This window comes from Leclercia sp. 1548 (genome assembly GCF_050435045.1).
In the GTDB taxonomy this organism is placed as follows: domain Bacteria; phylum Pseudomonadota; class Gammaproteobacteria; order Enterobacterales; family Enterobacteriaceae; genus Enterobacter; species Enterobacter adecarboxylatus.
In genome coordinates this window covers 1,010,793-1,035,297 of record NZ_JBNDJP010000001.1, presented here as the reverse complement: position 1 = coordinate 1,035,297, position 24,505 = coordinate 1,010,793, and the positions used below count along the sequence as shown (strand labels likewise).

The following is a 24,505-nucleotide window of genomic DNA, read 5'->3' as shown; positions in this document are numbered from 1 at the left end:
TCTTAAACCAGCCCGAACAGGGTAAGCACCAGGTCAATGGCTTTAATGCCGATAAAAGGCACCACCAGCCCACCCAGACCGTAAATCCACAGATTGCGGCGCAGCATGGCGGCGGCGGTGAGCGGCTTGTAGCTCACCCCCTTCAGCGCCAGCGGGATCAGAAAGACAATGATCAGCGCGTTAAAGATCACCGCGCTCAGGATTGCCGAGGCGGGGGAGTGCAGGTGCATCACGTTCAGGGCGTTTAGCTGCGGATAGGTCGCCGCAAATGCCGCCGGGATGATGGCGAAATATTTCGCCACGTCGTTGGCGATACTGAAGGTGGTCAGGGAGCCGCGGGTCATCAGCATCTGTTTGCCGATATGCACCACCTCAATCAGCTTGGTCGGGTTGGAGTCAAGGTCGACCATGTTGCCCGCCTCTTTTGCCGCCTGGGTACCGGAGTTCATCGCCACCGCCACATCTGCCTGGGCGAGCGCCGGGGCGTCGTTGGTGCCATCCCCGGTCATCGCCACCAGCCGTCCTTCGGCCTGATACTGCCGGATCAACGCCAGTTTGGCCTCGGGCGTTGCCTCGGAGAGAAAATCATCCACGCCTGCTTCGGCGGCAATGGCCGCGGCGGTCAGACGGTTATCCCCGGTAATCATCACCGTTTTAATGCCCATTTTACGCAGCTGGGCAAAACGCTCCTTGATACCGCCTTTAACGATGTCCTTCAGGGCGATCACCCCCAGCACAGTCGAGCCTTCCGCAACCACCAGCGGCGTGGCGCCCTGACGGGCGACGTTCTCCACCAGGGTATCGACCTGCGGCGGGAAGTGGCCGTTGTTGGCGGTAATGTGACGGCGAATGGCATCCACCGAGCCTTTGCGAATCAACCGATCCTGGAAGTTAATTCCGCTCATCCGTGTTTGTGCCGTAAAGGGCACAAAGGTGGCCTGCAGGCTCTGTACGTCGCGCTGGCGCAAATTAAAGCGCTGTTTGGCGAGGATCACGATGCTGCGGCCTTCCGGGGTTTCATCCGCCAGTGAGGCCAGTTGGGCAGCATCGGCCAGCGTTTTCTCATCCACGCCCGGGGCAGGCAGAAACTCGGATGCCTGACGATTACCCAGGGTGATGGTGCCGGTTTTATCCAGCAGCAGCACGTCGACATCACCGGCCGCCTCCACCGCCCGGCCGCTGGTGGCAATGACGTTGGCCGCCAGCATCCGGCTCATGCCCGCCACGCCGATGGCCGACAGCAGGCCGCCGATGGTGGTTGGGATCAGACAGACCAGCAGGGCAACCAGCACGGTGACGCTTACCGCCGTGCCGCCATATGACGAGAAGGGCCACAGGGTGGCAGTCGCCAGCAGGAAGACAATGGTCAGCGCCACCAGCAGAATGGTCAGGGCAATTTCGTTCGGGGTTTTGCGCCGCTGCGCGCCTTCCACCATGGCGATCATCCGGTCGAGGAAGGTCTCACCGGGGTTAACGCTGCACTGGATCACCAGCCAGTCTGAAAGAATGCGCGTCCCGCCGGTGACCGAGGCAAAGTCGCCGCCGGACTCACGGATCACCGGCGCGGATTCGCCGGTGATGGCGCTCTCATCCACCGAGGCCCCCCCTTCGATCACCTCCCCGTCGCAGGGGATAATGTCTCCGGCTTCTACCAGCACGATGTCGCCTTTGCGCAGCGTATCCGCCGGAACCTTGTCCGTTGCGGCACCGTACCGGGCTTCGCGCAGCTTACGGGCGAAAGCCGTTTTCTGTACTCCTTTGAGGCTGTTGGCCTGCGCTTTGCTGCGTCCTTCTGCCAGGGCTTCGGCGACGTTGGCAAACAGCACGGTAAACCACAGCCACAGGCTGATCGCTGCGGTAAAGGTGGCGCTGCCTGCCAGTAATCCGCCCGCCATGGCCAGGGCCAACAGGGTGGTCAGCAGGCTACCCAGCCAGACAATAAACATTACCGGATTGCGCCACTGCACGCGCGGGTCGACTTTTTTAACCGCATCCATCAGCGCCTGACGAACCAGCGAGGGTTCGAGCAGGGCCAGTTGCTTACGACTCATGACCAATACTCCGCAAAATCAGCGTAAAGAGAGATGTTCCGCGACCGGGCCTAAGGCGAGGGCGGGAATAAAGGTGAGGGCACCCACCAGCAGGATGGTGCCGATCAGCAGGCCAACAAACAGCGCACCGTGGGTCGGGAGCGTGCCGCCAGAGGCGGGCTGGCGAGTCTTATTCACCAGCGATCCGGCGATAGCCATGACCGGTATAATTACCCCAAAGCGACCCACTAACATGCAGAACGCCAGCAGGCAGTTCCAGAATGGCGAGTTGGCGCTCAGGCCCGCGAAGGCGCTGCCGTTGTTGTTGGACGCCGACGAAACTGCGTACAGCACCTCGCTGAACCCGTGGATGCCGGGGTTGAAAATGCCGCTGCGTCCGGCGTCGGTCATCAGCGCCAGCGCGGTACCAAGCAGCACCAGCGCCGGGGTGACGAGGATCGCCAGCGCGGTAAGCTTCATCTCCCGCACGTCGATTTTCTTGCCCAGATATTCCGGGGTGCGGCCAATCATCAACCCGGCGATAAACACCGCCAGCAGCACAAACAGCAGCATGCCGTACAGACCCGATCCGACGCCGCCAAACACCACTTCACCAATCTGCATCAGCCACAGCGGGATCATCCCGCCCAACGCGGTGAAAGAGTCGTGCATGGCGTTAACCGCCCCGCAGGAGGCCGCAGTCGTGACCACGGCGTACAGGCTGCTGGCAAGAATGCCAAAGCGGCTCTCTTTGCCCTCCATATTGCTGTTGCTGTCTGCCCCCAGCAGCATGAAGTGGCTGTTGCCTTGCCATTCCGCCCACATCACCAGCGCTGCGCAGATCGCAAAGATGATGGACATGGTCCAGAGGATCGCATGCCCCTGGCGACGTTCGCTGACCGCCTCGCCAAAGGCAAAGCACAGCGCGGCGGGGATCAGGAAGATCGCCAGCATCTGCACCACGTTCGTCAGTGCCGTGGGGTTCTCAAACGGATGGGCAGAGTTCGCATTGAAGAAGCCGCCCCCGTTGGTGCCAAGTATTTTTATCGCCTCCTGCGAGGCCACCGGCCCCATCGGCAGCAGCTGCTTTGCCCCCTCCAGCGAGGTGAAGGGCTGATAAGGCAGCAGGTTTTGCAACACCCCCTGCTGGATAAACAGCAAGGCGATGACCAGCGACAGCGGCAGCAACACCCACAGGGTGATGCGGGTCAGGTCGACCCAGGCGTTGCCGAGTGTGGTGACATTCTGGCGAGCAAAGGCGCGGATGAGGGCAAAAATCACCGCAATGCCGCTGGCGGCCGAGAGGAAATTTTGTACCGTCAGGCCCGCCATCTGGCTGAAATAGCTCAGAGTGGTCTCTCCGGCATAGGACTGCCAGTTGGTATTACTGACAAAGCTGACCGCAGTGTTCAGCGCCAGATGCCAGGAGAGGCCCGGAAGCTGCTGAGGATTAAGCGGCAGATAACCCTGTAGCATCAGCATGGCGAACAGCACCGCCAGACCCACCCCATTCAGCAACAGGATCGCCAGCAGATAGTGACGCCAGTCCATCTCGCCGGTGCGGATCCCGAGCATTCGCAGTAACCCGGCGTCAAGGGCTTGCACCCCCGGCAACGGCAGGCCGTTGATCATCCGCGCCAGCCACATCCCCAGCGGGCGGGCGAGCACCAGGAGCACCAGCAGAAAGCCGGCAATAAGCAGAAATCCTTGTGCGGCCATCAGAATGCCTCCGCGTTCAACAGGGCATAAATCAGATACCCCAGTAACAGGAACACCAGCACGATGCCCGCGATTACACCTGCACTCACAATTCACCTCCGGGTGACATTAGTCTTGGTGCAAAGGCTAAAATTTCGGGCGCAAAGATTTCGCAAAAATCGGAGGGGGAGGTGTAAAAAAAGTATAAAGAGGGATAAGACCCTAATTTAACTAATGGTTAGTATAAATTTAACTTTTATGTAACTTAATTACGGTATGAATTGTAAAGTACCTTCTTATTCACCAAAAAAGTGGTCGGATGAGTAGTAAAATTACAACCAAAGCGTTATTATTTTCCTCAGTTAAGCAATTTCAATTTTCCGGAGAGGGTTTCCGGCCAGAAAAAGGGGAGAAAATGATGGAATCTTACAAAGCTTATCCGGCACATATCGTTTTTATTCGCCGCACTTTCGCTGTTTTAGCGGGTGTTCTGGCGTTACCAGTGATGCTTTTCTGGAAAGAGCGTTCTCGTTTTTATAGCTATCTGCATCGCGTCTGGGCTAAAACCAGCGATAAACCGGTGTGGATGGATCAGGCCGAAAAAGCCATTTGTGATTTTTATTAAGCATTCAGAAAGACTACACACAGCACTTGCACCAACAAAAAACCGCCACAGCAATGTGGCGGTTTTTTTTATCCCTCGGGATTCGCGGTCCGTTGGGTGGAGCTATCAGGCTCTTCCAGAGAAGACTATCTTATCCTTAACCGCTCTCAGGGGAAATGTAATCAATCTAAATGAATTCGGAAAGGCCTGTGGCGGTCTGCCTATGAGCCAGGATGTTACTATGATGTGTCGTCCCTTTCTGCCATCTCGCACATGGGCATCGGTCCCGGGAAAGGTGCATTCACAACCGTAAATCAGGATCTTCCAGAGCTTGTGTCTGCCGGATTATCACCGGTGGTGAACGGTGGAGCGGTTTATATGCAGGGACCGCATAATGAAACGCTATCTTTGTATTGCGTTCATTGTTACCAGCGTATTCGTGGTAAGAAGTGACGAGTCTGTCGTATCCGTTGCCCTTACCGCGTACATGCAGGACAAATAGCGTTAAGGCCGCCATCAGGGCGGCCTTTTTTATTCCAATATGGCTACACTTGTTAAAGCGAAGTATCCTCGGTGACTTGTAGATGTTACAGACGATAATCACTGGAGTGTTATGGCCACCCATCTGGTCTGGTTTCGCGCCGATCTGCGCATCCACGACAACCTGGCGCTTGCCGCCGCCTGTCGCAACAAAAATGCCCGCGTACTGGCGCTTTTCATCGCTACGCCGCAACAGTGGCAGCAGCACGCGATGGCACAGCGCCAGGCCGCGTTTCTTCACGCCCATCTCAACGGCTTACAGCAGCAGCTGGCCGATAAAGGCATTCCGCTGCTGTACGCTCAGGTCGATGATTTTGCGGCACAAGCAGAGAAAGTGGCGCAGATTTGCGCCGAGCATGACGTCACCCAACTTTTTTATAACTATCAGTACGAACTGAACGAGCAACAGCGCGATCGCCAGCTGGAGCGCGCGCTGGAGGACGTGACGTGTCAGGGATTTGATGACAGCGTTATCCTGCCTCCCGGCAGCGTCATGACCGGTAATCACGAGATGTACAAAGTGTTTACGCCCTTCAAAAACGCCTGGCTGCGGCGACTGAAAGAGGGGCTACCTGAGTGTGCGGCGGCACCTGCCGGGCGCGAGGGCGAAAAAGTTACGCTGGAGACGCTGGAGTTCGACTACCCGCAGCAGGCGTTCGATGCAGACCTGTTTCCGGCGAGCGAGAAAGAGGCGATTGCCCGGCTGCGCCAGTTCTGCCAGCAGAGCGCGGGCGACTACGAGACACAGCGTGATTTCCCGGCTATCGAAGGCACCAGCCGTCTCTCCGCCTGTCTGGCACTGGGGGTGCTTTCCCCCCGCCAGTGCCTGCACAGATTGCTCGCCGAGCAACCCCAGGCCCTGGAAGGCGGCCCGGGTTCGGTATGGCTAAATGAACTGATCTGGCGAGAGTTTTATCGCCACCTGATGACGTATCACCCTGATTTGTGTAAATATCGACCCTTCATTCGTTGGACTGATAACGTTCAGTGGCAGGCAGACGAGACTCAGTTGCGGGCCTGGCAATATGGACAGACCGGCTACCCGATCGTCGATGCCGCCATGCGCCAGATGAATGAAACAGGCTGGATGCATAACCGCCTACGTATGATTACCGCCAGTTTTCTGGTGAAAGATCTGCTGATCGACTGGCGAGCCGGGGAACGTTACTTTATTTCGCAGTTGATTGATGGCGACCTGGCCGCCAACAACGGCGGCTGGCAGTGGGCGGCGTCAACCGGCACCGACGCGGCCCCTTATTTTCGTATTTTTAACCCGACAACCCAGGGGCAGAAGTTCGATTCCGACGGCGTGTTTATCCGCCGCTGGCTGCCGGAGCTGGCCGCCGTGCCGGACAAGGCCATCCATGACCCCTGGACCTGGGCAGACAAGCAGGGGATCACCCTCGATTATCCGCGCCCGGTTGTCGATCATAAACAGGCGCGCGTAGCCACGCTGGCAGCGTATGAAGCCGCCCGAAAAGCGTAAGGGAGCAACAATGAAAAACAGTGAACTGGAAAAACTGATTAACGACAAGCTGAACAGCAGCAGCTTTAGTGACTATGCGCCGAACGGCCTGCAGGTAGAAGGGCGTGAGCAGGTGCAGAAGATTGTAACCGGGGTGACCGCAAGTCAGGCGCTGATCGATGAAGCAGTGCGCCAGAAAGCCGATGCGGTAATTGTCCACCACGGCTATTTCTGGAAAGGCGAATCCCCGGTGATCCGCGGTATGAAGCGCAATCGCCTGAAAACGCTGTTGGAAAACGACATCAACCTCTACGGCTGGCATCTGCCGCTGGACGCTCACCCGCAGCTGGGGAACAACGCCCAGCTGGCGGCGCTGCTCGGCATTACCGTCATGGGCGAAATCGAGCCGCTGGTGCCCTGGGGCGAGCTATCCATGCCGGTACCGGGCCTGGAACTGGCCTCCTGGATTGAAGCCCGTCTGGGGCGTCGTCCGCTGTGGAGCGGCGACACCGGGCCGGACAACGTACAGCGCGTCGCCTGGTGTACTGGCGGCGGGCAGAGCTTTATTGACAGCGCGGCGCGCTTTGGCGTCGATGCCTTTATTACCGGCGAAGTGTCGGAGCAAACCATTCACTCTGCCCGGGAGCAGGGGCTGCATTTTTATGCCGCGGGACACCATGCCACGGAACGCGGCGGCATCCGTGCCCTCAGCGAATGGTTGACGGAAACGACTGACCTGGATGTCACCTTTGTGGATATCCCTAATCCAGCCTGATGAGAGGTGTATAAGTGCAGCGAGCACGTTGTTATCTGTTAGGCGAAACCGCCGTAGTGCTGGAACTGGAGCCGCCGGTCACGCTGGCGACGCAAAAACGGATCTGGCGCCTGACCCAGCGGCTGGGGGAGATCCCCGAAGTGGTGGAAGCCATTCCGGGGATGAATAACATCACCGTGGTGTTGCGCAATCCTCACTCGCTGGCGCTGGATGCGATTGAGCGTCTGCAGCGCTGGTGGGAGGAGAGCGAGGCGCTGGAACCTGAGTCCCGCAATATCGACATTCCCGTCGTCTATGGCACCGCAGCAGGCCCCGATCTGGGCGAGGTGGCCCGGCACGCCGGGCTGACCGAGAAACAGGTCGTGGAGCTTCACGCCTCCGTTGATTATGTGGTCTGGTTTTTAGGTTTTCAGCCGGGCTTTCCTTATTTGGGCGGGTTGCCCGAGCAGCTGGCGACGCCGCGCCGGGATGAGCCCCGGCTGCTGGTTCCGGCTGGCTCGGTGGGGATTGGCGGGGCGCAAACCGGCATTTATCCGTTAGCCACCCCTGGCGGCTGGCAGCTGATTGGGCACACTCCGCTGCCGCTGTTTGATCCCCATCGTGACGAGCCGGTGCTGTTGCGACCGGGCGATACCGTGCGGTTTATCCCGCAAAAGGAGGGGGTATGCTAAAAATTATTCGCGCAGGGTTATATACCTCGGTGCAGGATGGCGGACGTATCGGTTTTCGCCAGTCAGGGATCAGCTACTGTGGCGCGCTGGATAAACCGGCATTACAGATCGGCAATCTGCTGGTGGGGAATGACCCGGACGATGCTGCGCTGGAGATCACCCTCGGGCAGTGTACTTTCGAATTCGAGCAAGACGGCTGGTTTGCCCTGACCGGGGCGGGCTGCGACGCCCACCTTGACGGCGCAGCGGTCTGGACCGGCTGGCGTCTGCCGGTGAAAGCCGGGCAACAGCTCACCCTGAATCGTCCCCGCCGTGGCATGCGCAGCTATCTGGCGATTGCGGGCGGTATCGACGTGCCATCGGTCATGAACTCTCTCAGCACCGACCTGAAAGTGGGGCTGGGTGGTCACGAGGGACGCCTGCTGAAAGATGGCGATCGCCTGGCCGTTCGGCCTGGCGCGCGGGCGTTCATCGAAGCCCAGGGGGTAAAACAACTGCTGTGGGATAACCGCGTGCGCGTCTTGCCGGGGCCGGAGTATCACGAGTTTGATAAGGCCTCGCAGGATGCGCTCTGGCGCCTGCCGTGGCAGCTTAGCCCGCAAAGTAACCGTATGGGGTATCGCCTGCAGGGGCAGAAGCTGGTGCGCAATACCGAGCGTGAAATGCTGTCGCACGGTCTGCTGCCGGGCGTCATTCAGGTGCCGCACAACGGGCAGCCGATCGTGCTGATGAACGATGCGCAGACCACCGGGGGGTATCCACGGATCGCCTGCATCATCGAGGCCGATATGTACCACCTGGCACAGGCCCCACTCGGGCAGCCGATCCACTTTGTCCCCTGTACGCTGGAAGAGGCGCTCGACGCGCGGCGGATCCAGAAGCAATACATCGAACAACTGGCGTGGAGGTTACATGATCGCGGTTGATTTAAATGCTGATTTAGGCGAAGGCTGCGGCAGCGATGCTGCGCTGTTAAAGCTGGTATCGTCTGCGAACATTGCCTGCGGCTTTCACGCCGGTGATGCCCGGACCATGCTGGCCTGCGTGCGTGAGGCGCTGACAAACGGCGTGGCCATTGGGGCGCACCCCAGCTTCCCGGACCGGGAAAACTTTGGCCGCACGGCCATGACCCTGCCGCCGGACACGGTCTACGCGCAAATGCTGTACCAGATTGGCGCCCTGGCGGCGATTGTTCGCGCCGAAGGGGGGCAGCTGCGTCATGTGAAACCGCACGGCATGCTCTATAACCAGGCGGCAAAAGATCGTGAGCTGGCCGATGCCATTGCCCGCGCTACCGTTACCATCGACCCGGATTTAATTCTGGTGGGGCTGGCGGGCAGCGAGCTGATCCGGGCAGGGACGCGCTTTGGCCTGATTACCCGCGAGGAGGTTTTTGCCGATCGGGGTTATCAGGCTGACGGCAGCCTGGTGCCGCGCACCCAGGCCGGAGCGCTGATCGCCGATGAAAATCAGGCCCTGGCGCAAACCCTGGAGATGCTCCAGCACGGACGGGTGAAGAGTATTACCGGTGAATGGGCAACCGTGCACGCGCAGACGGTGTGCATCCACGGTGACGGGGAACACGCGCTGGCCTTTGCCCGTCGCCTGCGTACAGAATTTGAAGCAAATAATATAAAAATCAGTGCATAACGCACACTTGCAAACACAACAACAGGAAAGAGAACATGGCAGAGACGCTATCCCTCTGGCCACTCATCGGTATCGCGGTGATTGTGGTCGGGTTTCTTTTACGCTTTAACCCGGTGCTGGTGGTCATTGTCGCCGGGATCGTCACCGGCCTTGCGGCGCATATGCCGATTGCCACCATTCTGGAAAAACTGGGTGAAGGGTTCCTGAATACCCGCAACCTGCCCTTTATCCTGCTGATCCCGCTGGCGGTTATCGGCCTGCTGGAGCGTCACGGCCTGAAAGAGCGGGCGCAGGCGTGGATCGCGAAGATCCACAGCGCCACCGCCGGTCGTCTGCTGATCGTCTATCTGTTTGTCCGCGAAGCCTCGGCGGCGATGGGGCTGACCAGTCTCGGCGGTCACCCGCAGATGGTGCGCCCTTTGCTGGCACCGATGGCGGAAGGGGCAGCAGAGAAGAAGTATGGCGAACTGCCGGGCGCGGTGCGTTATCGCCTGCGGGCGATGTCGGCGGCCACCGATAACGTCGGGCTGTTCTTTGGCGAAGATATCTTTGTCGCCTTTGGTGCCATCATCTTTATGCATAACTTTATGCTCGAATCCGGCGGGATCCAGACGGAACCGCTGCATATTGCCCTGTGGGGGATCCCGACCGCGCTCTGCGCCTTTGCGATCCACGCGACCCGCCTGTACCGCCTGGATAAGCATCTGGAGCGTGAGCTGGCCAAAGTGCAGGGAGAAGTGAAATGAATTTCCAGCAAAGTTATCTCTACTGGCTGGCAGGGCTGATCCTGCTGATCGTGGCGCTGATGTCGTTTCGCGATAAAGCCAACCCGCGACGCATCACGACTGGCCTGTTCTGGGGCATTTACGGTCTGCTGTTCCTGCTCGGCACCTGGACTTACGATCTGGTGGGTGACAAGCGAACCGTTCATATCGCGGTAGGGGTGGCGGTTGTCGTGCTGGCGCTGATTGCCGGTTTTGGTGGGGTGCGTCTGGGCAGCTATCACCAGCGCACGGCGGAAGAGCGTGAGAGCAGCGCGAAGCGTCTGGGTAATCGCCTGTTCTTACCGGCGCTGGCCATTCCGGTAGTGACGGTGGTGGGCGTGCTGATGTTTAACCACATTCCGGGCCTCCAGGAAACCCTGTTCGGGCCGGGCAACCACGCAACGCTGGTGACGCTCTTCTCGATGACGGTCGGTTCGCTGATAGGTCTGGCGATGGCGATCAAAATGACCCACGAAAACGTGCATCAGCCGCTGCAGGAGGCTCGCCGTCTGCTCGACTCCATCGGTTGGGCCTTTATTCTGCCGCAGATCCTCGCCACCCTTGGCCTGCTGTTTACCGCCGCCGGGGTCGGGGAGGGGATTTCGTATCTTACCCAGACGTATCTGGCGGTCGATAGCCGGTTTATCGCGGTGGCGGTCTATGCCATCGGTATGGCGCTGCTGACCATGGTGATGGGCAACGCCTTTGCCGCTTTCCCGATTGTCACGGCCGGGATCGGCATTCCGATTCTGGTGTTGCAGCACGGCGGCAACCCGGCGGTGATGGCGGCGATTGGCATGTTCTCCGGCTACTGCGGTACGCTGATGACGCCAATGGCGGCCAACTTCAACATTGTGCCCGCCGCCCTGCTGGAGTTGCCGGATAAAAATGCGGTTATCAAAGCGCAGGTGCCTACCGGGGTGCTGCTGCTGATTGCCAACGTTTTCCTGCTCTACTTCCTGATGTTCCTGTAAGGAGAAATGATGCAAACCGTATTAATCACGGGATTTGAACCCTTTGGCGGCGAAACCGTTAACCCGTCATGGGAAGTGGTAAAGCTGCTGGATGGGACCATTATTGACGACTGCCGCGTAGTGGCGCGGCAGTTGCCCTGCGTGTTCGGCGAGTCGTTAGAAGTTCTGAATGCGGCCATTGATGCCCTGCAGCCGTCAGTAGTGCTGGCGATAGGCCAGGCCGGTGGGCGCGTGGATGTGACCGTGGAACGGGTGGCGATCAACGTCGATGATGCCCGTATCCCGGATAACCGTGGGCAGCAGCCGGTGGACGTCGCTATCGTACCGGATGGTCCGGCGGCCTGGTTTAGCACCCTGCCGATCAAAGCGATGGTGACGGCGCTCCGCGAGGCCGGTATTCCTGCTTCGGTTTCGCAAACGGCTGGCACATTCGTCTGCAACCATGTGATGTATGGCGTGCTGCACAAGCTGGCGGACTGGCCGGAGGTAAAAGGCGGATTTATCCATATTCCATACCTGCCCGAGCAGGCCGCGGCGCATCCTGGCGCCCCGAGCATGGCCGCGCAAACCGTGAAGCAGGCGCTGGAGATTGCCATTACGGTGGCGTTGCGACAAGCGCACGACATCAAGGTGGTTGGCGGCGCAACGCACTAATACAGGACATTACGATGCCAGAAGGACCGGAGATCCGCCGCGCGGCGGACAGCCTTGAGGCGGCGATAAAAGGCAAACCGCTCACCGACGTGTGGTTTGCTTTTCCTCAGCTAAAACCCTTTGAATCCCGGCTTATCGGGGAGAGGGTTACGCATGTGGAGACACGGGGCAAAGCGCTTCTTACCCACTTCTCTAACCAGCTGACGCTCTACAGCCATAACCAGCTTTACGGCGTCTGGCGGGTGGTGGAAACCGGCCAGGAGCCGCAGACCACGCGGGTGCTGCGCGTTAAGTTACAGACCGCAGAAAAAACCATCCTGCTTTACAGCGCCTCGGATATCGAAATGCTGATGCCGGAGCAGCTTGCCACCCATCCCTTCCTGCAGCGGGTGGGGCCGGATGTGCTGGATTTAAGCCTGACGGCAGAAGATGTCAAAGCGCGGTTACTATCAGCAAAATTCCGCAATCGCCAGTTTTCCGGGCTATTGCTGGATCAGGCGTTTCTGGCGGGGTTAGGGAATTATCTGCGGGTTGAGATCCTGTGGGAGGTAGGGCTGGCACCCCAGCACAAGGCGTCACAGTTAACTGACCGACAGCTCGATGCGCTGGCGCACGCGCTGTTGGCGATCCCGCGCCTGTCGTACAACACCCGCGGCGTAGTGAATGACAATAAGCATCACGGGGCGTTGTTCCGTTTTAAGGTTTTTCATCGCGCAGGGAAAAAGTGTGAACGGTGCGGCGGGAAGATAGAGAAGACCACGCTCTCTTCACGCCCCTTTTACTGGTGCCCTGGGTGCCAGGTATAAAAGCCGGGTGGCGAAGGTAAAAATAAAACGGTAACCCTTGGGTTACCGTTTTTTATTTTGCCTCCTCTCCCTGTAAGAGAGGGGGAGGGCATCAGGCTGCCCTCATGCGTTTAGCGTTTGGTGATCGCCGTTTCGAAATTACGCTGCTCGTAGCCGGTGTACAGCTGACGTGGACGCGCAATTTTCATCCCTTCGGTGTGCATTTCGTTCCAGTGCGCAATCCAGCCCACGGTACGCGCCATCGCGAAGATCACGGTAAACATGGAAGACGGAATACCCATCGCTTTCAGGATGATACCGGAGTAGAAATCGACGTTCGGGTAGAGTTTCTTCTCAATGAAGTACGGGTCGTTCAGCGCGATGTGTTCCAGCTCCATCGCCACCTGCAGCAGGTCATCTTTAGTGCCCAGCTCTTTCAGCACTTCATGGCAGGTTTCACGCATCACGGTTGCACGCGGATCGTAGTTTTTGTAAACACGGTGACCGAAGCCCATCAGACGGAAGGAGTCATTCTTGTCTTTCGCGCGACGCACGAACTCAGGAATGTGCTCAACGGAGCTGATCTCTTCCAGCATCTTCAGTGCCGCTTCGTTCGCGCCGCCGTGTGCCGGTCCCCACAGGGAGGCAATACCTGCTGCGATACAGGCGAACGGGTTGGCGCCAGAGGAGCCAGCGGTACGCACGGTAGAGGTAGAGGCGTTCTGCTCGTGGTCAGCGTGCAGGATCAGAATACGATCCATGGCGCGTTCCAGAACCGGGTTCACTTCATACTCTTCACACGGCGTGGCGAACATCATGCGCAGGAAGTTACCGGCGTAGGAGAGGTCGTTGCGTGGATAAACAAACGGCTGTCCGATGGAGTATTTGTAACACATCGCAGCCATGGTTGGCATTTTGGACAGCAGACGGAATGCAGCGATATCGCGATGACGCTGATTATTTACATCCAGCGAGTCATGGTAGAACGCAGCCAGCGCACCGGTGATCCCACACATGACCGCCATCGGATGGGAATCACGACGGAACGCATGGAACAGACGGGTAATCTGCTCATGAATCATGGTGTGGCGGGTAACGGTGGTTTTGAACTCATCGTACTGTTCCTGAGTCGGCTTTTCGCCGTTCAGCAGGATGTAGCACACTTCCAGATAGTTGGATTCAGTGGCTAACTGATCGATGGGGAAACCGCGGTGCAGCAGGATACCTTCGTCACCGTCGATATAGGTGATTTTGGATTCGCAAGATGCGGTGGAGGTAAAACCAGGGTCAAAGGTAAACATACCTTTTGAACCAAGACTACGGATATCAATAACATCCTGACCGAGCGTGCCTTTTAGCACATCCAGTTCGATAGCATCATCACCATTTAGGGTGATTTTTGCCTTAGTATCAGCCATTTACGGTCTCCTTAGCGCCTTATTGCTTAAGACTGCCCTTAACCGGATTTGCATTCAGCTGATTTATCATTGTTACCAGTTTGTTATTTGGCTCGCCGCTCAGCTCACGAGGAGAAACCAGGGTACAGAGCAATGGCGCTAGCAGGTAAACAAATGAGAAACCAGAGAAATAACAGCAAATCAGTGTTTGCGCAGTCCGAATTATTCAAACCTGTATATCACTAATAACTGTCCTGATAACTTCGGTCAATACCATCACACTGTTACATAACTTATTCTCAGGTGAAAGAGAGACCTCATAACTTTTGCGCATTATATGCCTTTTCTGGTGATGTTTGTAACAATAATGTTTAACATTTGTCAAATCAGATGATTAAAAATTAAAAAGATGTTGTTATCGTGACCCTGATCACTGTTCCGCATAAAACCAGACAAACTGTATGTAGGTTAATTGTAATGATTTTGTGAACGGCCTATACTGCCGCCAGGTCTCCGGAAAACCCTGCAATCCCGAGCCAACCAGCGTTGTAACGTGTCATTTGAGCATCTGGAAGCAATGTTTTGCATGACGCACAGTTATATAAAAGGCACGCTGTCTGACCCGCATCGCAGTCCGGAGGAAGGAAACTATAAGAACAGCATGTGGGCGTTATTCATGATAAGAAATGTGAAAAAACAAAGACCTGTCAATCTGGATCTGAAAACGATCCGATTCCCTGTAACGGCAATAGCGTCCATCCTTCATCGTGTATCCGGTGTGATCACGTTTGTCGCGGTGGGTATCCTGTTATGGTTGCTGGGTACCAGCCTCTCGTCTCCAGCAGGATTCCAGCAGGCCTCCGACATCATGAACGGTTTCTTCGTGAAATTTATCATGTGGGGCATCCTGACCGCGCTGGCCTATCACGTCGTCGGCGGTGTTCGCCATATGCTGATGGACGTTGGTTACCTGGAAGAGACCTTCGAATCCGGCAAACGCACCGCTAACATTTCATTTGTCATCACTGTCGTGCTTTCACTTCTCGCAGGAGTCCTCGTATGGTAAGCAACGCCTCCGCATTGGGACGCAACGGCGTACATGACTTCATTCTGGTCCGTGCTACCGCTATCGTTCTCACCCTCTACATCATCTACATGATCGGTTTCTTTGCCACCAGCGGCGACCTGACGTGGGAAATCTGGACCGGTTTCTTCGGTTCGGCATTCACCAAAGTCTTCACCCTGCTGGCGTTGGCCTCCATCCTTATCCATGCGTGGATTGGCATGTGGCAGGTATTGACCGATTACGTTAAACCCGTGGCGATTCGTCTGACGCTGCAGCTGGCAATCGTGGTTGCCCTGGCGGTTTACGTTATTTATGGATTCGTTGTGGTATGGGGTGTGTAATGAAACTGCCAGTCAGAGAATTTGATGCTGTAGTGATTGGAGCCGGTGGCGCAGGTATGCGCGCGGCGCTGCAAATTTCCCAGAGCGGCCAGAGCTGTGCGCTGCTCTCTAAAGTCTTCCCGACCCGTTCCCATACCGTATCTGCGCAGGGTGGCATCACCGTCGCGCTCGGTAATACCCATGATGATAACTGGGAATGGCATATGTACGACACGGTGAAAGGCTCCGATTACATCGGTGACCAGGACGCCATTGAATATATGTGTAAAACCGGCCCGGAAGCGATTCTGGAGCTGGACCATATGGGTCTGCCTTTCTCCCGCCTGGAGAACGGCACCATCTATCAACGTCCGTTTGGCGGCCAGTCGAAGGACTTCGGCGGCGAGCAGGCGGCCCGTACCGCAGCAGCGGCCGACCGTACCGGTCACGCGCTTCTGCATACCCTGTATCAGCAGAACCTGAAGAACAAAACTACCATCTTCTCCGAGTGGTATGCCCTGGATCTGGTGAAAAACGAAGATGGCGCGATCGTAGGGTGTACCGCGCTGTGCATCGAAACCGGTGAAGTCGTCTACTTCAAAGCCCGCGCAACCGTGCTGGCAACCGGCGGTGCAGGCCGTATTTACCAGTCCACCACTAACGCCCATATCAACACCGGTGACGGCGTCGGTATGGCGATCCGCGCTGGCGTGCCGGTGCAGGATATGGAGATGTGGCAGTTCCACCCAACCGGTATCGCCGGTGCGGGCGTGCTGGTTACAGAAGGCTGCCGCGGTGAAGGTGGCTACCTGCTGAACAAACATGGCGAGCGCTTCATGGAGCGTTATGCCCCGAATGCGAAAGATCTGGCGGGTCGTGACGTGGTGGCGCGTTCCATCATGATCGAAATCCGTGAAGGTCGTGGCTGCGACGGTCCGTGGGGGCCGCACGCGAAGCTGAAACTTGACCACCTGGGTAAAGAGGTTCTGGAATCACGTCTGCCAGGCATCCTGGAGCTGTCCCGTACCTTTGCTCACGTCGACCCGGTTAAAGAGCCGATCCCGGTAATCCCAACCTGCCACTACATGATGGGCGGTATTCCGACCAAAGTGACCGGCCAGGCGCTGACCGTGAACGAGCAGGGCGAAGACGTGGTGATCCCGGGCCTGTTCGCGGTAGGCGAAATTGCCTGCGTATCCGTACACGGCGCCAACCGTCTGGGCGGCAACTCGCTTCTCGACCTGGTGGTGTTTGGTCGTGCGGTGGGTCTGCATCTGCAAGAGTCTATTGCTGAGCAGGGGCCGCTGCGTGATGCCACCGACGCGAATATCGACGCCTCTCTGGAACGTCTGAATCGCTGGAACGGTAACCGCAACGGCGAAGATCCAGTAGAGATTCGTAAGGCGCTGCAGGAGTGCATGCAGCACAACTTCTCGGTATTCCGTGAAGGTGATGCGATGGCGAAAGGGCTTGAGCAGCTGAAAGCGATCCGCGAGCGTCTGAAAAATGCCCGTCTGGACGATACTTCCAGCGAGTTCAACACCCAGCGCGTGGAGTGTCTGGAGCTGGATAACCTGATGGAAACCGCTTACGCGACTGCGGTCTCTGCAAACTTCCGTACCGAAAGCCGTGGCGCGCATAGCCGCTTCGACTTCCCGGATCGTGACGACGAAAACTGGCTGTGCCATTCCCTGTACCTGCCAGAGTCGGAATCCATGACACGTCGTAGCGTCAATATGGAACCGAAACTGCGTCCGGCGTTCCCGCCGAAGATTCGTACTTATTAATGCGGAGACAGGACAATGAAACTCGAATTCTCAGTTTATCGTTATAACCCGGATGTTGATGACGCTCCGCATATGCAGGATTACACCCTGGAAGCGGAAGAAGGCCGGGACATGATGCTGCTTGATGCGTTAATGCAGCTGAAAGAAAAAGATCCGACACTGTCATTCCGTCGTTCCTGCCGTGAAGGCGTGTGTGGCTCCGACGGCCTGAACATGAACGGCAAAAACGGTCTGGCCTGCATCACCCCTATCTCTGCGCTACAGCGTGCGGGACAGAAGATTGTGATCCGGCCTCTGCCAGGTCTGCCGGTTGTTCGTGATTTGGTGGTGGACATGGGGCAATTCTATGCACAATATGAGAAGATTAAGCCTTACTTATTGAATAATGGGCAAAATCCACCCGCTCGCGAGCATTTACAGTCGCCAGAGCAGCGTGAAAAACTCGATGGCCTGTATGAGTGTATTCTCTGTGCATGTTGTTCGACCTCTTGCCCGTCGTTCTGGTGGAACCCGGACAAGTTTATCGGCCCGGCTGGCCTGCTGGCAGCATACCGCTTCCTGATTGACAGCCGTGATACCGAAACCGACAACCGCCTGGAAGGGCTGAGTGACGCTTTCAGCGTATTCCGCTGCCACAGCATCATGAACTGCGTCAGTGTATGTCCTAAGGGGCTGAACCCGACGCGCGCTATCGGCCACATCAAGTCGATGCTGCTGCAGCGCAGTGCGTAAGTCATAAGAGGGGAACGCGGTTCCCCTCACCCTAACCCTCTCCCCACAGGGGAGAGGGGATAGATTGCAGAAACCTTTAAAAACTGCCAGATGAATAAATAATCGAGACGTTCAGCGCGAGACAAGGCGCGGTTGAATGAATCCCCATAGCATAGTGACTATGTGAATGGGGTGAGTGAAAGCCGCAACGCAATCGCAGCCGGAACGACGAAGATTATTTAGACAGTTTCTAAAGGTTCCTTCGCGAGCCAAATGAAAAGAGCTCGCAGGTGAACCCCGGCACGTACACGTGGTGTGCGTGGTAGTTTCTACGGCGAAAGTAAGCATAAAAATGCTTAAGGGATCACGATGCAGAACGGCGCAATGAAAGCCTGGCTGGACTCTTCATTCCTCTCTGGTGCGAACCAGAGCTGGATTGAACAGCTCTATGAAGACTTCTTAACCGACCCTGACTCAGTGGACGCTAACTGGCGTTCGATGTTCCAGCAGTTACCTGGAACAGGAGTCAAACCGGATCAATTTCATTCCAAAACACGTGATTATTTCCGTCGTCTGGCGAAGGATGCCTCACGTTACTCTTCCGCCATCTCCGATCCTGACACCAATGCAAAGCAGGTTAAAGTCCTGCAGCTGATTAACGCCTACCGTTTCCGTGGCCACCAGCATGCGAATCTGGATCCGCTGGGACTGTGGCAGCAGGAGCGTGTGGCAGATCTCGACCCGGCTTATCACGATCTGACCGAAGCTGATTTCCAGGAAACCTTTAACGTGGGTTCTTTCGCTATCGGCAAAGACACGATGAAGCTGGGCGATCTGCTGGAGGCGCTGAAGCAAACCTACTGCGGCTCCATCGGTGCGGAATATATGCACATCACCTCCACCGAAGAAAAACGCTGGATCCAGCAGCGTATTGAATCGGTTGCCGGTAAATCCACCTTCAATGCGGAAGAGAAAAAACGCTTCCTTAGCGAACTGACCGCAGCAGAAGGGCTGGAGCGCTACCTCGGTGCCAAATTCCCGGGTGCAAAACGCTTCTCGCTGGAAGGCGGCGATGCGCTGGTGCCAATGCTGAAAGAGCTGATCCGCCATGCAGGTAATAGCGGCACCCGCGAAGTGGTACTGGGCATGGCCCACCGTGGTCGTCTGAACGTACTGATCAACGTGCTGGGTAAAAAACCACAGGATCTGTTCGACGAATTCGCAGGCAAACATAAAGAACACCTCGGTACCGGTGACGTGAAGTACCACATGGGCTTCTCATCAGATATCGAAACCAACGGCGGCCTGGTTCACATGGCGCTGGCGTTCAACCCGTCGCACCTTGAGATCGTTAGCCCGGTGGTTATCGGTTCCGTGCGCGCCCGTCTGGATCGTCTGGACGAGCCGAGCAGCAACAAAGTGCTGCCAATTACCATTCACGGCGATGCGGCCATTACCGGTCAGGGCGTGGTTCAGGAAACCCTGAACATGTCTAAAGCGCGTGGTTACGAAGTGGGCGGTACCGTTCGCATCGTGATCAACAACCAGGTGGGCTTCACCACCTCTAACCCACTGGATGCGCGTTCTACCCCATACTGCACCGACATCGGCAAGATGGTTCAGGCGCCAATTTTCCACGTGAACGCGGATGACCCGGAAGCCGTTGCTTTCGTGACCCGTCTGGCGCTGGACTTCCGTAATACCTTTAAACGCGATGTGCTGATCGACCTGTTCTGCTACCGCCGTCATGGCCATAACGAAGCAGATGAGCCAAGCGCAACCCAGCCGCTGATGTACCAGAAAATCAAAAAGCATCCGACCCCGCGCAAAATCTACGCTGACAAGCTGGAAGCGGACAAGGTTGTGACGCTGGAAGATGCGACCGAGATGGTCAACCTCTACCGCGATGCGCTGGATGCGGGCGAATGCGTGGTGAAAGAGCTGCGTCCAATGAACATGCACTCCTTCACCTGGTCGCCGTACCTCAACCACGAGTGGGATGAGAGCTACCCGAACAAGGTCGAGATGAAGCGTCTGCAGGAGCTGGCAAAACGCATCAGCACCGTACCAGAAGCTATCGAAATGCAGTCCCGCGTGCAGAAGATCTACGCTGACCGTCAGTCAATGGCGTCAGGTGAGAAGCTGTTCGACTGGGGCGGTGCAGAGAACCTGGCCTACGCGACCCTGGTTGACGAAGGTATTCCTGTGCGTCTGTCCGGTGAAGATGCGGGCCGCGGCACCTTCTTCCACCGCCATGCGGTGATCCATAACCAGACTAACGGTTCCACCTACACCCCGCTGCAGCACGTGCATAACGGTCAGGGCCAGTTCAAGGTCTGGGACTCCGTGCTCTCTGAAGAAGCGGTTCTGGCGTTTGAATACGGTTACGCCACTGCTGAACCACGCACCCTGACCATCTGGGAAGCGCAGTTCGGTGACTTCGCCAACGGTGCGCAGGTCGTTATCGACCAGTTCATCAGCTCCGGCGAGCAGAAGTGGGGCCGTATGTGTGGCCTGGTGATGCTGCTGCCGCACGGTTACGAAGGGCAAGGCCCGGAGCACTCCTCCGCGCGTCTGGAGCGTTATCTGCAACTCTGCGCCGAGCAGAACATGCAGGTCTGCGTGCCGTCTACCCCGGCTCAGGTCTACCACATGCTGCGTCGTCAGGCGCTGCGCGGGATGCGTCGTCCGCTGGTGGTGATGTCGCCGAAATCGCTGCTGCGTCACCCGCTGGCGGTCTCTTCACTGGATGAACTGGCAAATGGCACTTTCCTGCCGGCCATCGGTGAAATTGACGACCTGGATCCGCAGGGCGTTAAGCGCGTCGTGATGTGTTCTGGTAAGGTTTATTACGACCTGCTGGAACAGCGCCGTAAGAACGATCAGAAAGATGTCGCCATCGTGCGTATCGAACAGCTTTATCCGTTCCCGCATCAGGCGATGCAGGAAGCGTTAAAACCTTATGCTCACGTACATGATTTTGTCTGGTGCCAGGAAGAGCCGCTCAACCAGGGCGCATGGTACTGCAGCCAGCATCATTTCCGTGAAGTGATTCCATTTGGGTCTGCTCTGCGTTACGCAGGTCGCCCGGCCTCTGCCTCTCCGGCAGTAGGGTATATGTCCGTTCACCAGAAGCAGCAACAAGATCTGGTTAATGACGCGCTGAACGTCGATTAATTAAAGGATAAATAATGAGTAGCGTAGATATTCTTGTTCCCGACCTGCCTGAATCCGTCGCTGATGCGACCGTTGCAACCTGGCATAAAAAACCAGGCGACGCGGTAAAACGCGATGAAGTGCTGGTAGAAATCGAAACTGACAAAGTGGTACTGGAAGTACCGGCTTCAGCGGACGGCATTCTGGATGCAGTGCTGGAAGATGAAGGCACGACCGTGACCTCTCGTCAGCTGCTGGGTCGCCTGCGTGAAGGCAACAGCGCGGGCAAAGAGTCCAGCGCCAAATCTGAAGAAAAAGCCTCTACACCGGCCCAGCGCCAACAGGCTTCTCTGGAAGAGCAGACGAACGACGCACTCAGCCCGGCGATCCGTCGCCTGCTGGCAGAGCACACTCTCGACGCGGCTGCCATTAAAGGCACCGGTGTGGGTGGTCGTCTGACCCGTGAAGACATTGAAAAACACCTGGCGAAAGCGCCTTCTGACGCAAAAGCAGAAGCGAAAGCACCGGCAGCCGCACCAGCAGCACAGCCTGCACTGGGCGCTCGCAGCGAAAAACGCGTGCCGATGACTCGCCTGCGTAAGCGCGTGGCCGAGCGTCTGCTGGAAGCGAAAAACTCCACCGCGATGCTGACCACCTTCAACGAAGTGAACATGAAGCCAATCATGGACCTGCGTAAGCAGTACGGTGACGCGTTTGAAAAACGTCACGGTATCCGTCTGGGCTTTATGTCCTTCTACGTGAAAGCCGTTGTTGAAGCCCTGAAACGCTTCCCGGAAGTGAACGCCTCCATCGATGGCGATGATGTGGTTTATCACAACTACTTCGATGTCAGCATGGCCGTTTCTACCCCGCGTGGCCTGGTGACCCCGGTTCTGCGTGATGTAGACACCCTGGGCATGGCTGACATCGAGAAGAAAATCAAAGAACTGGCCGTGAAAGGCCGTGACGGCAAGCTGACCGTAGAAGACCTGACCGGCGGTAACTTCACCATTACCAACGGCGGCGTATTCGGCTCGCTGATGTCTACCCCGATCATCAACCCACCACAGAGCGCGATCCTGGGCATGCATGCCATCAAAGATCGTCCTATGGCGGTTGACGGTAAAGTCGAGATCCTGCCGATGATGTACCTGGCGCTCTCCTACGATCACCGTCTGATCGACGGCCGCGAGTCTGTGGGCTTCCTGGTGGCGATTAAAGAGCTGCTGGAAGATCCAACCCGTCTGCTGCTGGACGTTTAGTTTTTAGCCGTACTGCCCGGCGGCACTTTGACTGCCGGGCCTACAAAAGCATGACCTAACGATTACCCTGAAGGATGGATAGAACACATGAACTTACATGAATATCAGGCAAAACAGCTGTTTGCCCGGTATGGCTTGCCGGCTCCGGTGGGTTATGCCTGCAATACCCCTCGTGAAGCAGAAGAAGCCGCATCTAAAATCGGCGCCGGTCCTTGGGTAGTGAAATGTCAGGTTCACGCTGGCGGCCGCGGTAAAGCGGGCGGTGTGAAAGTTGTTAACAGTAAAGAAGAGATCCGCGCCTTTGCTGAACATTGGCTCGGCAAACGTCTGGTGACCTACCAGACAGACGCAGGCGGCCAGCCGGTTAACCAGATCCTGGTTGAAGCGGCGACCGACATTGCAAAAGAATTGTACCTCGGCGCAGTGGTAGACCGTAGCTCCCGTCGCGTGGTGTTTATGGCCTCTACCGAAGGCGGCGTGGAAATCGAGAAAGTAGCGGAAGAGACCCCGCACCTGATCCACAAAGTCGCTATCGATCCGCTGGCAGGCCCAATGCCTTACCAGGGACGTGAGCTGGCATTCAAACTGGGTCTGGAAGGCAAACTGGTGCAGCAATTCACCAAGATCTTCATGGGCCTGGCGACCATCTTCCTGGAGCGCGACCTGGCGCTGATCGAAATCAACCCGCTGGTTATCACCAAACAGGGCGATCTGATCTGCCTCGACGGCAAACTGGGCGCTGACGGCAACGCACTCTTCCGCCAGGCGGATCTGCGCGAAATGCGCGACCAGTCTCAGGAAGATCCACGTGAAGCGCAGGCTGCACAGTGGGAACTGAACTACGTGGCACTCGATGGCAACATCGGTTGCATGGTTAACGGTGCGGGCCTGGCAATGGGCACCATGGACATCGTTAAGCTGCACGGCGGCGAGCCGGCAAACTTCCTCGATGTGGGCGGCGGCGCAACCAAAGAGCGCGTGACCGAAGCCTTCAAAATCATCCTCTCTGACGACAACGTGAAAGCGGTTCTGGTGAACATCTTCGGCGGCATCGTACGTTGCGACCTGATCGCTGACGGCATCATCGGTGCGGTAGAAGAAGTGGGCGTGAACGTCCCGGTGGTTGTGCGTCTGGAAGGGAACAACGCTGAACTCGGCGCGAAAAAACTGGCTGACAGCGGCCTGAATATTATTGCAGCGAAAAGTCTGACGGATGCCGCTCAGCAGGTAGTTGCCGCAGTGGAGGGGAAATAATGTCCGTTTTAATTAATAAAGATACCAAAGTCATCTGCCAGGGCTTCACCGGTAGCCAGGGTTCATTCCACTCTGAGCAGGCGATTGCCTACGGTACGCAGATGGTTGGCGGCGTGACGCCAGGTAAAGGCGGCACCACCCACCTGGGCCTGCCGGTGTTCAACACCGTACGTGAAGCGGTAGAAGCGACCGGCGCAACCGCCACCGTGATCTACGTTCCGGCGCCGTTCTGCAAAGACTCCATTCTGGAAGCCATCGACGCAGGCATCAAACTGATCATCACCATCACCGAAGGCATCCCGACCCTGGATATGCTGACTGTGAAAGTGAAGCTGGACGAAGCCGGCGTGCGCATGATCGGGCCAAACTGCCCGGGCGTGATCACCCCAGGCGAATGCAAAATCGGCATCATGCCGGGCCACATTCACAAGCCAGGCAAAGTGGGTATCGTTTCCCGCTCTGGTACGCTGACCTATGAAGCGGTTAAGCAGACCACCGACTACGGTTTCGGCCAGTCCACCTGTGTGGGCATCGGCGGTGACCCAATCCCGGGTTCTAACTTCATCGACATCCTGAAGCTGTTCCAGGAAGACCCGCAGACTGAAGCGATCGTGATGATCGGTGAAATCGGCGGCAGCGCGGAAGAAGAAGCGGCTGCTTACATCAAAGACCACGTGACTAAGCCAGTTGTTGGCTACATCGCGGGTGTGACTGCGCCGAAAGGCAAGCGTATGGGCCACGCGGGCGCCATCATCGCGGGCGGCAAAGGTACTGCGGATGAGAAATTCGCGGCGCTGGAAGCAGCAGGCGTGAAAACCGTTCGCAGCCTGGCTGACATCGGCGAAGCGCTGAAGTCCATCATCAAGTAAATCCTCTCTGCTCCCCGAGTGGGGAGCTTTGACATAATAAAATGTCTGTTTCGACATGGTTGGCCGCTACACA

23 protein-coding genes are annotated in these 24,505 nt (G+C 57.1%); 18 read left to right on the top strand and 5 right to left on the bottom strand.

Translation table 11 applies throughout. From position 1 onward, the window contains the following. Positions 1-2: 2 nt before the first annotated feature. Genes kdpB through kdpF form a run of 3 tightly spaced genes read right to left on the bottom strand, consistent with a single transcriptional unit; the run spans position 3 to position 3,838 of the window. Positions 3-2,051: a potassium-transporting ATPase subunit KdpB gene (gene kdpB / locus ABIE02_RS04985; RefSeq protein WP_032617065.1), complete on the bottom strand. Its 2,049-nt coding sequence runs from the start codon at positions 2,049-2,051 to the stop codon at positions 3-5. An 18-nt stretch (positions 2,052-2,069) separates the two neighbouring features. Next, the gene (kdpA, locus tag ABIE02_RS04980) at positions 2,070-3,749 is read right to left on the bottom strand and encodes a potassium-transporting ATPase subunit KdpA (RefSeq protein WP_059308504.1); all 1,680 of its coding nucleotides are present in this window, start codon (positions 3,747-3,749) and stop codon (positions 2,070-2,072) included. Then, positions 3,749-3,838, bottom strand: a complete 90-nt coding sequence (gene kdpF, locus ABIE02_RS04975; protein WP_071886481.1) for a K(+)-transporting ATPase subunit F — start codon at positions 3,836-3,838, stop codon at positions 3,749-3,751. Before kdpF ends, kdpA begins: the two co-directional genes overlap by 1 nt. Before the next feature lie 308 nt (positions 3,839-4,146). Here kdpF and ABIE02_RS04970 point away from each other — a divergent pair, with 308 nt between their 5' ends. The 10 genes from ABIE02_RS04970 (at position 4,147) to nei (ending at position 12,631) form a co-directional block, all read left to right on the top strand. Further along, positions 4,147-4,353 (top strand): YbfA family protein, encoded by a 207-nt coding sequence (locus ABIE02_RS04970; protein ID WP_032617134.1) that lies wholly within the window; start codon positions 4,147-4,149, stop codon positions 4,351-4,353. A 592-nt stretch (positions 4,354-4,945) separates the two neighbouring features. After that, complete coding sequence (phrB, locus tag ABIE02_RS04965) at positions 4,946-6,358, top strand: deoxyribodipyrimidine photo-lyase (protein WP_336994768.1); 1,413 nt, start codon at positions 4,946-4,948, stop codon at positions 6,356-6,358. A 10-nt stretch (positions 6,359-6,368) separates the two neighbouring features. After that, positions 6,369-7,112 (top strand): type 2 GTP cyclohydrolase I, encoded by a 744-nt coding sequence (locus ABIE02_RS04960; RefSeq protein ID WP_077227898.1) that lies wholly within the window; start codon positions 6,369-6,371, stop codon positions 7,110-7,112. 14 nt (positions 7,113-7,126) lie between these two features. Beyond that, a complete protein-coding gene (gene pxpB / locus ABIE02_RS04955; RefSeq protein WP_032617070.1) occupies positions 7,127-7,783 on the top strand; it encodes a 5-oxoprolinase subunit PxpB in 657 nt (218 codons plus the stop codon). Then, positions 7,777-8,709: a 5-oxoprolinase subunit PxpC gene (pxpC, locus tag ABIE02_RS04950; protein ID WP_032617071.1), complete on the top strand. Its 933-nt coding sequence runs from the start codon at positions 7,777-7,779 to the stop codon at positions 8,707-8,709. The genes pxpB and pxpC overlap by 7 nt, the downstream gene beginning before the upstream one ends. After that, a complete protein-coding gene (pxpA, locus tag ABIE02_RS04945) occupies positions 8,699-9,433 on the top strand; it encodes a 5-oxoprolinase subunit PxpA (RefSeq protein WP_262658457.1) in 735 nt (244 codons plus the stop codon). Before pxpC ends, pxpA begins: the two co-directional genes overlap by 11 nt. A gap of 35 nt (positions 9,434-9,468) precedes the next feature. Continuing rightward, entirely contained in the window at positions 9,469-10,179 is a 711-nt protein-coding gene (locus tag ABIE02_RS04940) for a DUF969 domain-containing protein (protein WP_032617073.1), read from the top strand. After that, positions 10,176-11,171 (top strand): DUF979 domain-containing protein, encoded by a 996-nt coding sequence (locus ABIE02_RS04935; RefSeq protein WP_032617074.1) that lies wholly within the window; start codon positions 10,176-10,178, stop codon positions 11,169-11,171. Before ABIE02_RS04940 ends, ABIE02_RS04935 begins: the two co-directional genes overlap by 4 nt. A gap of 9 nt (positions 11,172-11,180) precedes the next feature. Then, positions 11,181-11,825 carry a pyroglutamyl-peptidase I gene (gene pcp, locus ABIE02_RS04930; RefSeq protein WP_059308500.1) on the top strand — a complete coding sequence of 215 codons (645 nt, stop codon included), beginning with the start codon at positions 11,181-11,183 and terminating at the stop codon, positions 11,823-11,825. Positions 11,826-11,839: 14 nt separating this feature from the next. Then, positions 11,840-12,631, top strand: coding sequence for an endonuclease VIII (gene nei, locus ABIE02_RS04925; protein ID WP_144884674.1), 792 nt, complete (start codon positions 11,840-11,842; stop codon positions 12,629-12,631). Positions 12,632-12,741: 110 nt separating this feature from the next. On the opposite strand, the gene ABIE02_RS04920 is transcribed toward nei, so the two are convergent. Beyond that, positions 12,742-14,028, bottom strand: coding sequence for a citrate synthase (locus ABIE02_RS04920; RefSeq protein WP_032617078.1), 1,287 nt, complete (start codon positions 14,026-14,028; stop codon positions 12,742-12,744). A gap of 205 nt (positions 14,029-14,233) precedes the next feature. Then, entirely contained in the window at positions 14,234-14,341 is a 108-nt protein-coding gene (locus ABIE02_RS04915) for a hypothetical protein (protein ID WP_418936630.1), read from the bottom strand. 327 nt (positions 14,342-14,668) lie between these two features. Here ABIE02_RS04915 and sdhC point away from each other — a divergent pair, with 327 nt between their 5' ends. From sdhC to sucD, 8 genes are all read left to right on the top strand, one after another. Continuing rightward, entirely contained in the window at positions 14,669-15,073 is a 405-nt protein-coding gene (sdhC, locus tag ABIE02_RS04910; protein WP_032617136.1) for a succinate dehydrogenase cytochrome b556 subunit, read from the top strand. Further along, on the top strand, positions 15,067-15,414 hold the full coding sequence (gene sdhD / locus ABIE02_RS04905; protein ID WP_032617079.1) for a succinate dehydrogenase membrane anchor subunit: 348 nt from the start codon (positions 15,067-15,069) through the stop codon (positions 15,412-15,414). Before sdhC ends, sdhD begins: the two co-directional genes overlap by 7 nt. Continuing rightward, positions 15,414-17,180: a succinate dehydrogenase flavoprotein subunit gene (gene sdhA, locus ABIE02_RS04900; RefSeq protein WP_059308498.1), complete on the top strand. Its 1,767-nt coding sequence runs from the start codon at positions 15,414-15,416 to the stop codon at positions 17,178-17,180. Before sdhD ends, sdhA begins: the two co-directional genes overlap by 1 nt. A 15-nt stretch (positions 17,181-17,195) precedes the next feature. After that, positions 17,196-17,912 carry a succinate dehydrogenase iron-sulfur subunit gene (locus tag ABIE02_RS04895; protein WP_032617081.1) on the top strand — a complete coding sequence of 239 codons (717 nt, stop codon included), beginning with the start codon at positions 17,196-17,198 and terminating at the stop codon, positions 17,910-17,912. A 348-nt stretch (positions 17,913-18,260) separates the two neighbouring features. Continuing rightward, positions 18,261-21,068, top strand: coding sequence for a 2-oxoglutarate dehydrogenase E1 component (gene sucA / locus ABIE02_RS04890; RefSeq protein WP_059308497.1), 2,808 nt, complete (start codon positions 18,261-18,263; stop codon positions 21,066-21,068). 14 nt (positions 21,069-21,082) lie between these two features. Next, positions 21,083-22,309: a 2-oxoglutarate dehydrogenase complex dihydrolipoyllysine-residue succinyltransferase gene (gene odhB, locus ABIE02_RS04885; RefSeq protein ID WP_032617083.1), complete on the top strand. Its 1,227-nt coding sequence runs from the start codon at positions 21,083-21,085 to the stop codon at positions 22,307-22,309. Between the two features lie 87 nt (positions 22,310-22,396). Beyond that, positions 22,397-23,563 (top strand): ADP-forming succinate--CoA ligase subunit beta, encoded by a 1,167-nt coding sequence (sucC, locus tag ABIE02_RS04880; protein WP_032617084.1) that lies wholly within the window; start codon positions 22,397-22,399, stop codon positions 23,561-23,563. Beyond that, positions 23,563-24,432 carry a succinate--CoA ligase subunit alpha gene (sucD, locus tag ABIE02_RS04875; RefSeq protein ID WP_032617085.1) on the top strand — a complete coding sequence of 290 codons (870 nt, stop codon included), beginning with the start codon at positions 23,563-23,565 and terminating at the stop codon, positions 24,430-24,432. The genes sucC and sucD overlap by 1 nt, the downstream gene beginning before the upstream one ends. Positions 24,433-24,505: the final 73 nt, after the last annotated feature.